Here is a 14457-nt window from a genome sequence, read left to right as displayed (position 1 = left end):
ACGTGTCTACTTTCCGGGGGTCAGGTCCGAGCACTTACGGCTGTCGGTTTTGACATTCACCCCACGCGTACCGGTTGCAAAGGGCTACTATCCATACATCTGGCCATCCCTTCCTTGAAAGAGAGTAATCCGGATGAAGAAGCTTTGTTTTGTACTCACAGCGAGTGCGGTGTTCCTTGGCGGATGTGGCAATGACACTGAGCCCGCGCCCACCCCAACTAGAACCAACATCTCGAGCACCATCGAAAGTCCCTCGATTACTAGCGCCACAAGTGCCTATGAATCCACGAAGCCGTCGACTACATCCGAGGAGTTTCAACCTGAGCCAGTCCGACCTGAAACCGACGCCCCTATGGCCGACGAAGTGCCTGCAGAGCCCACCGTTCTCGAATGTCTTGAGGGGACCCCCGGACCAGCTCGATGGTCTGATGGCACCGTTGCCTACTCCCAGTGGTGCTTCGACACCCTTGGCGGCGAGGAATATCTCGAAGCCGAGCACAGCGCAGGGCTGATAGCGCCAGAACAACAGCAACCAAGACAACCGAGCCCGTGGGTGCAGGGCCAGATTGATTGGGCGAATTGTCTTGAGTCTGGTAAATCCGAAGAACAATGCCGACTAGAACTGAACTAGAAGGCGAATGATAAACACAAACGTGCAGCAAAGAAAACGAGACACCGACCGGAACGGTGTCTCGAGACTTCACATGGTGCCCCCAGTGGGACTCGAACCCACACTGAATCGATTTTAAGTCGACTGCCTCTGCCGATTGGGCTATGGGGGCCAAACCGTGCCCACTCATCTTAGGGCACGGGTAGGCATGGACTGAAAATAGGGTCGGCTTCTGCGCAACTCTTTTGGTTTGAGCTCGCTAGCTGGCGGCGAGGCCGCTAATGATGCCGTCGAGGATGTCCTTCTCGCTGATGAAGAAGGAACGGGCTTCACTGTTGCGCTCAATCATAGTCATGATGCCCTCGATGGCCACGCATCCGCCACCGATGACATCTGCGCGCCCAGGGTGGATGACGGGGTTGAGAGCGCGCACATCCGAAGGCAAACCAATCATCTGTCGGGTGAGCACCCGCAGCGCATCGAAGCGAAGCTCGGAACCGTGGATGGAGTCGGCATCGTAGCGCTCCATCCCCTGGGCAAGCGCCGAAAGAGTCGTAAACGTACCGGCACAGCCAACGAAGGTTAGGGCTTTGTCGATAGGAACGATCTTCTCCACTTCGGCCATGCGCTCAGCAACATAGTCGCTAGCAATCTCAATCTCGGCCTCCGTGGGAGGATCGGTGCGCATGATGCGCTCGGTAAGCCGCACGCACCCCATCTGAGCAGAGTGCGAGCCGAGGATCTCGCCGTCGATTGTCCCCACGACGAACTCTGTCGAACCACCGCCCAAATCGATGACGCAATACGGGCCCTCCTCAGAGTGCAGGTCCCCCACCGCACCGGTAAAGGACAGCAGTGCCTCTTCCTCACCGGAAATTACCTCCGCGCGAGCCCCCGGCTGGATTTCACCGAGAAGCTCTTCGGTCATGTTGAAAAACTCGCGGTGGTTCTTTGCATCACGAGTGGCCGAGGTGGCGACCATGCGCACGCGCTCGACCTTTTCAAACTTCATTTGTTTGACGTAGCCTTCGAGCGCTACGCGAGTCCGCGCAAGAGCTTCAGGATCAAACTCACCGGTAGCATCGACGCCCTGGCCAAGGCGAACGATCTCCATCGTGCGGGTGATATCCCGGATCTTGCCATCCTCCTGAACCTCGCTGATAAGCAGGCGAATGGAGTTGGTTCCGCAGTCGACAGCAGCGACGCGAGTCATAGGGTTAGCCTTTCTTTTAACCGGCGTTAGAAAAATCGAACTGGGTCATGTCGATGCCCAGGTCCCCCACGGTGGGCCAATCCTCAGGGATGGCGCTTCCCCGGAGTTTACCGTGCTCCGCAGCCATCGCGACGGCCTCGGTACCAAAGCGCACGCGGCCCGGCCCCTCAGCTAAGGCATAAGCGATGAGAACGTGGAGGCACTTCACGCGCTCTGGCATGCCGCCACCTGAAAACTCAGTGCCCAGGTCTTCCATGGCGTTACGGGTTTCCAGGTAGTGTTCGTGCGCTGCCTGGTAATCCTGCTGCAGGTCCTCTTCTTGGGCGAGGCGCTGCTCCATCCACTTCATGACATGGGCGACCTCAAGGCGCGATGCTTCGGCAGTCAGGCGCGGGTCGGTGAGGTAGTAAAGGGTGGGAAACGGGGTGCCGTCGGGAAGCTTGGGTGCGGTTTTAATCACCGCTGGGGCTCCGTCCGGGGTGCGGTAAGCAATGTCCACGACGCCGCGCGGGGCGCGACCCAACTGTTCGCGGACGACTTCAAGGTCAGCATCGGTCACGGTCATAGGAACCATTGTGACATGGAGATATGGATGAGTCCTATTCAGCAGGTGTTTCCGGTAGGTTTTCCGCATCTTCCGATACTGAATCCCACAGCACCGTGTACCACTCGCGGTCGTCGGCATCCTCACGACGCTCTGAGGTCACCGTGTCACCAGAGTCCATGCGCGGATCCATGATGCGAAAGGCCATCTCACCTTCATCCATGACACCGAAGCGGCGGCGCGCCTCCTCCTTGACGTATTCCTCGGATCGGTACTTGTCAATCTCCGTGAGGAGGTCATCCTTCTGTGCCTGCTTGGCGACGATTGAGCTTTCCAGCCGCGCAATCTCCGATTGGCCGTGGTAGTAATTTCGCAGCGGAACGGCAATGGATAGCAGTACTACGAGAACAACAGCGATGATCACGCCGATCCCGAGGATGTCTAGCCCCTTGGCCTGCACCGGTGCTTTCTTCCGTTTAGCTCGCTGCTCATCGCGGGCACGCGTGCGAACCGGAACGGTGTTCCGGCGTTTCGTGCGGGGAGAAGTAGTGCGTGCCATCGGAAAGCCATTGTATCCCGGACCGGCCCAGGTGCTGTGCGGCGCGCGACGTGTCCCAGAAATAACATGCGCCTCAGAAGTTTTGGGCTGGGCCTGTTCGGGGCCGGACAACAGGAAAGGTGCCACGATCAAAACGACTAAAAGGTGCCACAGTTTCTGTGGCACCTTTTGTTTCACCAGTAGTTCAGCGAGTGGTCTGTGCAGACCACTGCTAGAAACCGGAGTTGAGTCCTAGCCCTGGAAGCGCGGGAATGCGGAGCGGCCGGCGTAAACTGCGGCGTCACCCAGTTCCTGCTCAATGCGCAGCAGCTGGTTGTACTTGGCAACGCGCTCAGAACGGGCCGGAGCACCGGTCTTGATCTGGCCGCAGTTCAGAGCAACGGCGAGATCAGCAATGGTGGTGTCCTCGGTCTCACCGGAGCGGTGGGACATCATGGTGCGGTAGCCATTGCGGTGTGCCAGCTCAACGGCGTCGAAGGTCTCAGTCAGGGTACCGATCTGGTTAACCTTCACCAGCAGAGCGTTGGCGGCCTTCTTCTCAATGCCTTCCTTCAGGCGAGCCGGGTTGGTGACGAAGAAGTCATCGCCGACAATCTGCACCTTGTCACCGATAGCTGCGGTGAGCTTGGTGTAGCCCTCCCAGTCATCTTCCTGCAGCGGGTCCTCGATGGACACGATCGGGTAGTTGGCGATGAGGTCCTCGTAGACCTTGGCCATCTCCTCAGCGGTGTGCTCGCCGCCCTCGAAGTGGTACTTGCCGTCCTTGTAGAACTCGGAGGATGCAACGTCGAGAGCCAGGGCGACATCCTTGCCCGGCTTAAAGCCGGCCTTCTCGATGGCCTCAACGATGAGGTCCAGAGCTGCCTTCGTGGACTCAGCCTCCGGAGCGAATCCGCCCTCGTCACCCAGGCCGGTGGACAGGCCCTTGGACTTAATAACGGCCTTCAGTGCGTGGTAGACCTGTGCGCCCATGCGCAGGGCCTCGCTGAAGGACTCGGCACCGATCGGGGCGATCATGAACTCCTGAACGTCAACGCCGGAGTCAGCGTGGGCACCACCGTTGACGATGTTCATCATCGGAACGGGCAGGACATGAGCGTTCGGGCCGCCAATGTAGCGGTAGAGCGGAAGGCCAGCAGACTCGGCAGCGGCCTTGGCGGCTGCGATGGACACGCCCAGGATGGCGTTGGCGCCGAGGCGGGACTTGTTATCCGTGCCGTCCAGCTTGATCAGGGCCTGGTCGATGAGACGCTGGTCATCGGCCTCGAAGCCGGCAAGTTCATCAGCGATCTCTTCGTTGACGTTCTCAACAGCCTTCAGAACGCCCTTGCCCAAGTAGCGGTCACCACCGTCACGCAACTCGTGAGCCTCGTGAACACCGGTGGAAGCGCCAGACGGAACGCCGGCGACACCGCGTGCACCATCGTCGAGGAATACTTCAGCCTCAACGGTGGGGTTGCCGCGGGAATCAAGAATTTCGCGTGCCATTACGTGGATGATGTCAGCCATGCTGCTTTCACTCCTATAGAGCCAAATTGATCTTGGGTTCGTGTTCTGGGAGGGGCTCCCAAACCACCTGGGGACAATTGTTCCAGAAAACTTCGGAACGTGTCGGGCGGAAACGGACAACGTGACATAGATCTAGAAAGAGGCTAGGACACGGCAGGCTGTTCAATGGCGTAGGAATTTGCGGCTGCTACGACTTTGCCCAGGTAGTCCTCAGATTGGTTGTAGTTGAGGACGGCCGAACGCCATCCCTCTGGCGTGGAAAGATCCCTATCTCCGTGACACAGCAGTGCGGCAGCACCCAACGCGGCATCGTCGATTTGATTGGGATCAGCAACGCCATCGCCGTTGGCATCTCGGCCTAGATGCTCCCACGAAGAAGCGATGAATTGCATGGGGCCAACCGCCCGATCAAACTCGACATCGCCGTCAATGGCGCCGCCATCGCTATCAGGAACCAAAGTGGTGTTGTTAGTTCCGTCGAGAGGAATGCCCACAATGGGCGGGTCGGGATAACCATTCTCATCAAGGGAGGAACGGTCGAAGAGGCTTCCATTATAGGTCCCGTGACGAGTTTCTACCCAGCCGATACCGGCGAGGGTATTCCAGCGCAGATTACAGTTCGGCCAGGATTGCCGCGCGATCAGCTCGGCGTTGCCGTAGGCCCGCAATGCCTGGGCGGGGATACTGGTGGCGTCGGCAAGCTGGTCGGACCACCACGTCAGCTTGTCCGCCGTGCGCCCCGGCCCGTCGACATCAATAGCGGGCACCTCTGCCCCGCCCACGGGTGGAAGTTCCTCTGGGACGGGGGAAAGCTGCCGGAACGGGGATGGTTTATCCAGGAAGGAAAGACTCCAGGCCACCAAGGAAATGATCAGAATGATGGCCAAGACAATGCCGAGGCCACAGCCCCCGATCCTCCTAAGCCCCTGCGTCATAAAGGTGAATACTACAGCCCGTTGCAGGAAGGGGGTCGAGCGACACAGAGGGCGCCACGAGGCGACCGTATAGGCAAGACCTACGACAATCGCGGAACAAAAGTTATGTCCAAATGTTCCCATGCGTAACATTCTGCGCTACACTGCAGCGTTGAACAGAGAGCCGAGGCCCTGCTGGTGCTCCACGTTCTATCACTGTCCGTTCTAGAAACGTGCCTTTCTCTTAGCCAAGGAGTTCCATGTCCATCCGTCGTATCCTCGCTACTGCTTCCGCCGTTGTCGCCCTCGGCGCAATCACCCCCGCCACCGCTTCTGCCGCTTCCCTGACTGAGCTGGGCGGCTTCCTCTCCCAGGGCATCCAGTCCGCTGATTGCAACACCCTGCGTAGCACCCTGACGCTGATTGATCAGAGCACCGAGGGTGAGTTGCTTACTCCGAACACCACCCGCAACCAGCTGTCCAAGAACCTCACCGCACTGGGCAACTCTGAGGAACTCGGCCCGCTGGCCTTGGCCGCCGTGAAGTACTCCGGCCAGACCGCCGACCGCGCCCTCGAGTGCAAGATCGTCAAGGAAGACACTCTCGCAACCGGCGGTACCGGCCTATCCTCCACGATCGCTGACTACGCTCCCCTGCTGTCCTCGATGATTCAGAAGGGCTAGTTCTTTTCTCGGGCCTTACCCTCGGCCCACAGGCGCTCCTGCTCCTCTACCCCCACGACGTCCTCCGTGCCGTCGAAAAGGTAGGGCGCGCGGGAGCGCATTTTGTTGACGAAGGACATCGCAACATCGTCGAGAGTAAAAGCCCCACGGCGTGCCGCGATCTCGGCGTGAAAGAGGACCTGTAAGAAGACATCGCCGAGCTCCTTGCGTAGCTCGGCGTCAGAGGCACGCTCCCGCACCGCCTGGGCGAATTCCGCCGACTCTTCTTCTAGATACGGCAGCAAAGTTTCGTGGGTTTGATCGCGCTCCCACTCCCCGATGCGCCGCGCACGCGACATCACCTCACGTGCCTTCCACATCGGTTCCTCAAGGGAGGGGGCGAGGATGAGGTCCGCATCAGCGTCGATAAGCGCGCGCACCTGCGGGTGTGATGGATCTGTGCTCACCACAACACCATGGCCTTCCGGATCCTCACCGCACAACAGTGAATCAAAGTCCCAGCGCACCTTCACCGGAACTTCATCAGTGAAAACAACAGGGCCCTGCAGTTTCCCAACGGCCTCCATAGGGATTAACGTGGGCCAGCGCGGATCTAACAACAGGACAGTCATAAGCAACGAGTATAGGTCCCCAGTTCTTTGAACTTTCGCTGCAGTTGCACAAACGCCCGCCTGAAGGGGTATTTTTAACCAATGACCACTTCCAATCTCACCGAATCGCCGCGCACGCACTCTGTGACGTTGTGGACGCTCATCGCGCTCATCATCGGTTCCACGGTGGGCGCCGGAATCTTCTCTCTTCCGCAGAACATCGCCTCCGTGGCCGGCCCTGGCGCCATGCTCATCGGCTGGCTCATCGCAGGCATCGGCATGCTCTCTGTAGCTTTCGTTTTCCAGATTCTTGCCCACCGCAAGCCGCACCTCGACTCCGGTGTGTACTCCTACGTCCGCGCCGGCTTAGGTGACTTTATTGGCTTTACGTCCGGCTGGGGCTACTGGCTAGGATCTGTGATGGCGCAGGTAGGCTACGCCACCCTGTTCTTCAACACCATTGGCCACTACGTGCCTTTCTTTGACGCCGACCACCGCTGGGTCTCCGCCATCGCCGTATCGGTGTTGTCCTGGGGAATCTTTGCTGTGCTGGCGCGCGGAATTAAGCAGGCGGCGATCATGAACATGGTGACGTCCATCGCCAAGATCGTCCCCATCCTCGCCTTCATCGTCATCCTCGCTTTCGTAGGCTTTAGCTGGGACAAATTCACTCTTGACTTCTGGGGCGAGGCCTCCGATAAGTCCCTCTTCGAGCAGATTCAGGGCATCATGCTCTTTACCGTGTGGGTCTTCATCGGCGTGGAGGGCGCATCCGTGTACTCCAAGCAGGCGCGCACGCGTGCCGACGTCGGCCGCGCCACCGTCATCGGCTTCATCAGCGTTCTGGCATTGCTGGTATCCGTGTCCACTCTGAGCTTCGGCGTGCTTACCCAGGAGGAGCTCGCAGCGCTGCCGGATAACTCGATGGCGTCCGTGCTCACCGCGGCCGTGGGCGAATGGGGCGGCGCTCTCATTTCCCTCGGCCTGTGCCTCTCCGTGCTCGGTGCCTACGTGTCCTGGCAGATGCTGTGCGCGGAGCCGATTGTCATGATGGCCTTCGATGGTCTTCTCCCCCGCAAGATCGGCACCATCAACATCGCCGGTGCGCCGTGGGTAGCGCAGTTGATTTCCACGCTGACGATTCAGCTCTTCGTCATCGTCTTCTTCCTCAACGAAACTTCTTATAACGCCATGGTGCAGCTCGCCACCATCATGTACCTGCTGCCCTACATCTTCTCTTCCCTTTACCTGGTCCTCTTGGCCGTGCGCGGCAAGGGGTTGACTCACCCGCATGCCGGGGTGCGCTTCGATATTTCAGGCCCGAAGGTCAGCCGCCGAGAGAATCGCCGCCACCTCTGCATCGGCCTCGTCGCCTTCATCTATTCCCTGTGGCTCATCTATGCCGCCGACCCGGTTTATGTTCTTCTCGGCGCGCTGGCCGTGGTCCCCAGCATGATTCCTTATGTGGCCACCCGCCTGTACAAGAAGGAACGCGTGTTCAACACCTTCGAATGGTTCGTGGTAGCGCTGGTAGTTATCGGCGCGGTTGCCGCGGTGTGGGGCTTGAGCACGGGCCGCCTGGCGCTCTAGAAAACCTGGGGCGCCGAGCGGCGCGACAACACCGCATAGGCGATGCAGCTTGCTATCCACAACACGTGGCCGATAGCGCTGATGACGAGGAAGATGCCTCCAGTGATCGAGGCCGCTTCCTCGTTGCCAAACCACCACGTCGGAACGGTGGCTGGTCCGACGTCCCCAAAATCCGGCACGTTGGTATTGCCCACGATAAAGCCGATGAACACTAAAGCCAGGGACACCCACGCCCATGCCAGCTTGCTTGTGTAATCACCGCGGATGAACAGCGGGAGTAAACCAAGCAGCACCCAGATGCCAACCAGGATTACTCCGAACATCATCAACATGAAGGTGAGCCAACCACCGTTCTCGCCGCTGAACTTGATCACCAGTGAGACGGGGATGCTGAGCAGCGAGGCAGCCATCCACACCGCCACTAAAACGATTCTGGGATTGGCCCGAGAACTCCCGGCGGCGGTGCTGGCGTCCATTATTTTTCTCCTACGCTAATGACATTCTTCTTAGTCTTAGCACCACTGACGTCGACGCGCTCGAGTTCGAACATCGAGGCCAAGAAGTCCGCCACCCACTGCAGGAGTTCGATGTCACGCAGCTTCGGGTCCGTGACGTTGCGTCCGGCCTTGGGGAAGTTGAGCTGGATGGCCTTGGCAGCTGCACGGTAGTTGGAGCCTGGGAAGAGGCGCTTGAGGCGTACCTGCTTGGAATCCGCCAGCTCCACCGGATGGACCTTGATGCGCGTGCCCTGCACCGTGATATCGCTGACCCCGGCCCGGCGGGCCTGGTGGCGCAGGCGAGCCACGGCGAGCAGACGCTCGACCGGCTCCGGAATGGGCCCGTAGCGGTCCTGCATCTCCTCCACCACATGTGCCAGGTCCGCGTTGTCCTTGGAGGCCGCCAGCTTGCGGTAGACCTCCAAACGCAAGCGCTCGGAGTTGATATAGGACTCCGGAATATGGGCATCCACCGGAAGATCGATGCGGATTTCCTTCGGGCCTTCGTCCGTGACCACGGGAGTCTCACCACGCGCGAGCGCCTTGAAGGTCTCCACTGCCTCACCGACAAGGCGCACGTAGAGGTCAAAGCCCACACCGGCGATGTGGCCCGATTGCTCAGCACCCAGCACGTTGCCAGCACCGCGCATCTCAAGGTCCTTCATGGCCACGGCCATACCGGCGCCCAGATCGTTGTTTTGGGCGATAGTGGCCAGGCGGTCATAGGAGGTTTCCGTCAGCGTGGCCCCCTTCGGGTACAGGAAGTAGGCATAGCCGCGCTCGCGGGAGCGGCCCACGCGCCCGCGCAGCTGGTGCAGCTGGGACAGGCCCATGTGGTGGGCGTTTTCCACGATGAGGGTATTCGCGTTCGCAATATCCAGGCCGGTTTCCACGATGGTGGTACACACCAGGACGTCGAATTCGCGGTCCCAGAATCCTTGGACGGTGCGCTCAAGGACGTCCTCGTTCATCTGGCCGTGTGCCACGACGATTCGCGCTTCTGGGACTAGGTCCCGCAGCTCGCGGGCCTTCTTTTCGATATCCGCAACCTTGTTGTGGATGAAGAAGACTTGGCCGTCGCGCAGCAGCTCGCGGCGGATGGCCGCGGCCACCTGCTTATCCTCATACGCGCCAACATAGGTCAGGACCGGGTGGCGGTCCTCCGGCGGGGTCAGGATGGTGGACATCTCGCGGATGCCCGCCATGGACATCTCCAAGGTGCGCGGAATCGGCGTCGCGGACATGGTGAGCACGTCCACGCTGGCCTTGAGCGCCTTGATGTGCTCCTTGTGCTCCACACCGAAACGCTGCTCCTCATCCACCACGATGAGGCCCAAGTTCTTCCACTGAACGCCAGTCTGCAACAAACGGTGGGTACCGATGACGATGTCTACGGAACCATCCGCCAAACCGGCGAGAATCTCCTTGGATTCCTTGGTCGAGGTAAAGCGCGAAAGCACCTCGATATCCACCGGGAAGCCCTGCATGCGCTCGCGGAAAGTATCGGTGTGCTGCTGGGCCAGCAAAGTGGTGGGCACGAGGACCGCGACTTGCTTGCCGTCCTGTACGGCCTTGAAGGCTGCGCGCACGGCCACCTCGGTTTTGCCATAACCCACATCGCCGACGACCACGCGGTCCATCGGCACCGTGGATTCCATATCCTGTTTGACGGCGTCGATGGCCAGCATTTGGTCCTCGGTCTCGACGAAGGGGAAATTATCCTCCATCTCGGCCTGCCACGGGGTATCGGGGCCAAACTGGTGACCGGGTGCGGCCTGGCGCTTGGCATAGAGTTCCACCAGCTCACCGGCGATCTCGCGCACCGCGGCGCGCGCCTTCTTCTTGGTGTTCTTCCAGTCCGAGCCGCCCATCTTGGACAACGTCGGCGTCTCACCGCCGGTGTATTTGCTCAGCAAATCCAGCGAATCCATGGGGACCCACAGCTGGTCAGCCGGCTGGCCGCGCTTGGAGGCGGCATACTCCAACACGATGTATTCGCGGCGCGAAGTCTCGTCACCGGATTGAACGGTGCGCTCGGCCATCTTGAGGAACTTGCCGATGCCATGGGTCTCATGCACCACGTAGTCACCCTGCTTGAGTGCGAGGGGATCCACGCGGTTGCGGCGCTTTGCTGGGCGACGCTTCGCCCCCGCAATATCGCCCACACGGTTACCCGTCAGGTCAGTTTCCGTGATGACGACCAGCGGTAGCGCTTCAGCGTCCTTGAGCTTGCGTACCTTCGGGAACACCAGACCAGCATGGGACAAGGCCTGGTAGAGAGTGACCTCGCCGGGGCTCGGCTCCCAGCCAGGTGTGGCCACCTTCGTGGGGATACCTTTTTCCGCAAAGCGCTCCACCATGCGCTTGATAGCACCCTGGGCAGGTGCGATGAAGGCAGCACGACCGCCGGCCGTGGTGTGCGCCAGAAGCTGCGCCATCATGGCATCAATCTCTGGGATATCACCGCGTGGGGTGGGCCCGGGCTCAAAGTCCAGCGGCAGGGTCTCCGACTCCGCGGCGGCGAACATCCCCGGAGGGGCGAAAGTCCACAGCGGGGCCTCGATATTCCGGCACGTCGCTTCCAACGACTCATAGGAGCGATAACTCGACGCCGATGTATCCAAGCCCTCGGCCGCCAACGGGCCATCCGCGCCCATCGCGGCGGCTTCCCAGCCAGCAGCCAAGAACTCCGCATCGGTGGATTCCAGGTCAGCAATTCGCGTGCGGATCTTTTCCGGCGCCACAAGCAACACGTGTGTGCCCGGGGCAAGCAGTTCGGGGAGGGTGACAAAGGGGGCGTCGGCAAGCACGGCCAGCACGGCTTCCATACCTTCAGCCGGGATGTGCTCCCCCACTTTGGTCAGAAGCTCCGCCAGGGCTGCGTTGCCCCCAAACTTCTGCGCCAGCTCGCGGGCGCGCGCGGCGACCTCATTGGTGATCGGCAGCTCGCGGGCGGGATAGATGGCCACCTCACCCACCTCGATCTCGGGGATGGCACGCTGGTCAGCCACGGAGAACTGACGAATATCCGTAATCTCATCACCCCAGAACTCCACGCGCACCGGGTAATCCGACGTGGTGGGGAAAACATCGAGAATGCCGCCGCGCGTGGCGTACTCACCGCGCTTGGCCACCATGTCCACGTGTTTGTAGGCGCGAAACTCCAGCTCCGACAGGATATGCGCGAGCTCGTGCTCATCTTCTTCCTTCAGGAAAATGGGCGCGCGGCCCTCCACCTTGCTCAGGATGGGCTGGCAATATCCGCGGGCGGAGGTCACCACGACCTGGGCTTTGCCCGCCCCCACGAGGTCAAGCACACGCGCCCGCTTGCCGACGATATCCGCGGCCGGCGACAGTCTCTCATGCGGAAGCGTCTCCCAGGCCGGGAAATGAGCCACCTTCTCCCCCAGCATGGCTGTCAGCTCCGCAGTGAGATCCTCCGCCTCACGCCCGGAGGCAGTCACCACCAACACCGGTGCGTGGTGCGCCAGCGTGCCGATGGCCCAGGGGCGGGCCTGGTCGATGCCAGTAATGTGCAATGAGGCTTCCCCCACTTGGGAGGCGAGGCCTTTAAGTTTCGGATCTGAGGCGGCTACCTTGAGCAGCCCGCCCAGCATCGGCGTTGCCACCTACTTAGCTCCCTTCAACTTCGGTGCTGCTTCCATGCCGGAAAGACCATTCCAGCACAGATTAACGATGTGCGCGGCAACTGTCTCACGCGAAGGCTCACGCTCATCCAGCCACCACTGGGCTGTGGTGGCCACCATGCCGACGAGCGCCTGGCCGTAGAGCACCGCCAGATCAGGGTCGAGCCCGCGGTGTTCAAATGCCTCACCGAGAATATGCGCAATCTGATTTACCGCCGTGTTCAACAACGTGGAGAAACTACGCTCATCCCCTGGCTTGGAATCGCGCACGAGGATCAAGAAACCATCGGTTTCCTCTTCCACATAAGTCAGCAGCGCGACGACCCCCTGCTCGATGCGCTCGCGCCAAGAACCCGTCTGTAGCGATTCCGTCACGACCTTCTCCAAGGCGACAAGCTCGCGATCAATGACGACGGCGTAGAGGCCTTCCTTGCCGCCGAAATGCTCGTAGACCACTGGCTTAGACACACCGGCGCGTGCCGCAATGTCCTCCACGCTGGCGCCATCGAAACCGCGCTCTGCGAAGGCCGCACGGCCAATGGAGATCAACTGCTCACGGCGCTCACGCCCGGTCATCCTTTGTCGAACCATGTCTTCTACTGTATCTCCCTCACCGGACATGGCCCGCACCAGCTAAAAGTAAGCCGCAAGCAACGGGAACGCGAGTCTTGGCCACCTGTTTAGGTCTGATACGCACCCGTCGGGTAACATGTCCCCCAGCGCTCATAATGTGGGCGCGTTTCCCCATGGTGTAATCGGCAACACTACGGTTTTTGGTACCGTCATTCTAGGTTCGAGTCCTGGTGGGGAAGCAAGCACAAACACCGCCTGGACTGCAATTTTTTCAGCTCTTGGCGGTGTTTATTTTCTTTTCTTACGACCGCGCCTAAATCCCCTGATTTCGGCCTTCCGCGCAATCGATGCCACCTGCGCCGCGGTGTAGTTCAAGGGAGCAATACCGGCTCGCGGAAGCACCCACCCGCGCCAATACGCCATAACTGCCAGACCAAAGCCCACGAAGGGCGAGATGACCATGCCAAGGGCAAACTTGTCGAAGTGCGCGAAGGATGCCATCACGATTCCTGTAAGCACCGCCGGCACGGCATAGAGAGGGCTGCCGCCAAAGACCGAGGGAATCTGGCCGGAAGCAACATCGCGCACCATTCCGCCACCCACTGCAGTCAAGACACCCAAGAATACGCAGGCGATAAACGGCATTCCATGGGTCAGCGCCTTCACACATCCAGTCGTGCACCACACGCCCAAGATGACAGCATCCGCGTGCTCGAGGAAGATTTCCCAGGCCTTGCCCTTTAAATCCGTTAAAAACGCAATGAGCGCGCCCACACACGCCAGCGTGAGATACAGCGGATCTGAGATAGCCGCAGCCGGACCGCTGGCGATCAGCATGTCACGGATCATGCCGCCAGCCAGCGCCGAAAAGAGCGCCAGAAAGACGAAACCAATAATGTCGAATTCCCTACGGCGTGCAATCGTGCCACCGATAATGCCGTTGAGCACCACACCGATGAGGTCAAAGACCTGGTACAGGGAATGGATAAGCGGGTCGACGTCCTGAATCACAGGTACTGACCCTAGCGTACTGGGAGAAACTAGTTGACCTGTTTTGCTCATGCAAAGGCAAACTACGAAATCAGCACAGTGTTAAGACTCCAGCGAAAAAATCGAGAACTTCCGCAACGGACAGGGCATCCTACCGAAATCACCCTCGATTGGGTATAATCGCCCAACCCCACGTTGGACATAACGATTCCAACGGTTTATACAAACTCACACCCGTTTACGCGGTGAGCACTACCCGGATTATCCCCACGTGCGTGGGGCGTGCCCCGCCATTGCGGCCTTAGCAACGCCTGCCATGGAGCTATCCCCACATGCGTGGGGCGTACTCTCCGTCATCTATGTGGACCACCTTCCGACGATATCAGTCCTAGCACTTTCCCGCTCACGCGGGGAGCACTTTCACATCATTGCGCACCGTATCCGTGGAGACGGCTCATCCCCGCTCACGCGGGGAGCACCCGCCGGGTACAACCTTGACGCTCCATTTCGCCGGCTCATCCCCGCTCACGCGGGGAGC

12 protein-coding genes and 1 tRNA gene are annotated in these 14457 nt (G+C 60.1%); 2 read left to right on the top strand and 11 right to left on the bottom strand.

Translation table 11 applies throughout. From position 1 onward, the window contains the following. Nucleotides 1-705 precede the first annotated feature (705 nt). From HMPREF2604_RS13400 to HMPREF2604_RS13375, 6 genes are all read right to left on the bottom strand, one after another. A tRNA-Leu gene (locus HMPREF2604_RS13400) sits at nt 706-782 on the bottom strand. 87 nt (nt 783-869) lie between these two features. Further along, nucleotides 870-1823: a Ppx/GppA phosphatase family protein gene (locus tag HMPREF2604_RS13395; RefSeq protein WP_070562543.1), complete on the bottom strand. Its 954-nt coding sequence runs from the start codon at nt 1821-1823 to the stop codon at nt 870-872. A 16-nt stretch (nt 1824-1839) separates the two neighbouring features. Then, nucleotides 1840-2388 (bottom strand): DUF501 domain-containing protein, encoded by a 549-nt coding sequence (locus tag HMPREF2604_RS13390; protein WP_070520905.1) that lies wholly within the window; start codon nt 2386-2388, stop codon nt 1840-1842. Nucleotides 2389-2422: 34 nt separating this feature from the next. After that, a complete protein-coding gene (locus tag HMPREF2604_RS13385) occupies nt 2423-2926 on the bottom strand; it encodes a septum formation initiator family protein (protein ID WP_070530555.1) in 504 nt (167 codons plus the stop codon). 231 nt (nt 2927-3157) lie between these two features. Next, a complete protein-coding gene (eno, locus tag HMPREF2604_RS13380; protein ID WP_070520900.1) occupies nt 3158-4435 on the bottom strand; it encodes a phosphopyruvate hydratase in 1278 nt (425 codons plus the stop codon). Between the two features lie 143 nt (nt 4436-4578). Beyond that, complete coding sequence (locus HMPREF2604_RS13375) at nt 4579-5370, bottom strand: lysozyme family protein (protein ID WP_070565825.1); 792 nt, start codon at nt 5368-5370, stop codon at nt 4579-4581. 239 nt (nt 5371-5609) lie between these two features. Between HMPREF2604_RS13375 and HMPREF2604_RS13370 the strand changes: the two genes are divergently transcribed. Further along, a complete protein-coding gene (locus tag HMPREF2604_RS13370; RefSeq protein WP_070520896.1) occupies nt 5610-6032 on the top strand; it encodes a hypothetical protein in 423 nt (140 codons plus the stop codon). Here the strand turns inward: HMPREF2604_RS13370 and HMPREF2604_RS13365 are convergent. Continuing rightward, the gene (locus HMPREF2604_RS13365; protein WP_070520893.1) at nt 6029-6643 is read right to left on the bottom strand and encodes a MazG nucleotide pyrophosphohydrolase domain-containing protein; all 615 of its coding nucleotides are present in this window, start codon (nt 6641-6643) and stop codon (nt 6029-6031) included. The genes HMPREF2604_RS13370 and HMPREF2604_RS13365 overlap by 4 nt on opposite strands. An 81-nt stretch (nt 6644-6724) precedes the next feature. Between HMPREF2604_RS13365 and HMPREF2604_RS13360 the strand changes: the two genes are divergently transcribed. Then, nucleotides 6725-8212 carry an amino acid permease gene (locus HMPREF2604_RS13360; protein WP_070565823.1) on the top strand — a complete coding sequence of 496 codons (1488 nt, stop codon included), beginning with the start codon at nt 6725-6727 and terminating at the stop codon, nt 8210-8212. Here HMPREF2604_RS13360 and HMPREF2604_RS13355 read toward each other — a convergent pair. The 4 genes from HMPREF2604_RS13355 to HMPREF2604_RS13335 form a co-directional block, all read right to left on the bottom strand. Continuing rightward, nucleotides 8209-8688: a hypothetical protein gene (locus tag HMPREF2604_RS13355; RefSeq protein ID WP_070520887.1), complete on the bottom strand. Its 480-nt coding sequence runs from the start codon at nt 8686-8688 to the stop codon at nt 8209-8211. The genes HMPREF2604_RS13360 and HMPREF2604_RS13355 overlap by 4 nt on opposite strands. Then, nucleotides 8688-12326: a transcription-repair coupling factor gene (gene mfd / locus HMPREF2604_RS13350; protein ID WP_070520884.1), complete on the bottom strand. Its 3639-nt coding sequence runs from the start codon at nt 12324-12326 to the stop codon at nt 8688-8690. The genes HMPREF2604_RS13355 and mfd overlap by 1 nt, the downstream gene beginning before the upstream one ends. A 12-nt stretch (nt 12327-12338) precedes the next feature. Then, nucleotides 12339-12947, bottom strand: a complete 609-nt coding sequence (locus HMPREF2604_RS13345) for a TetR/AcrR family transcriptional regulator (RefSeq protein WP_070565844.1) — start codon at nt 12945-12947, stop codon at nt 12339-12341. 270 nt (nt 12948-13217) lie between these two features. Then, nucleotides 13218-13991: a trimeric intracellular cation channel family protein gene (locus HMPREF2604_RS13335; RefSeq protein ID WP_246818434.1), complete on the bottom strand. Its 774-nt coding sequence runs from the start codon at nt 13989-13991 to the stop codon at nt 13218-13220. Between the last annotated feature and the right edge of the window lie 466 nt (nt 13992-14457).

It is taken from the genome of Corynebacterium sp. HMSC055A01, assembly GCF_001809405.1.
GTDB classification, from domain to species: domain Bacteria; phylum Actinomycetota; class Actinomycetes; order Mycobacteriales; family Mycobacteriaceae; genus Corynebacterium; species Corynebacterium hesseae.
Note: the sequence above shows the minus strand (reverse complement) of the source record. Positions and strands in the feature narration are given on the sequence as shown.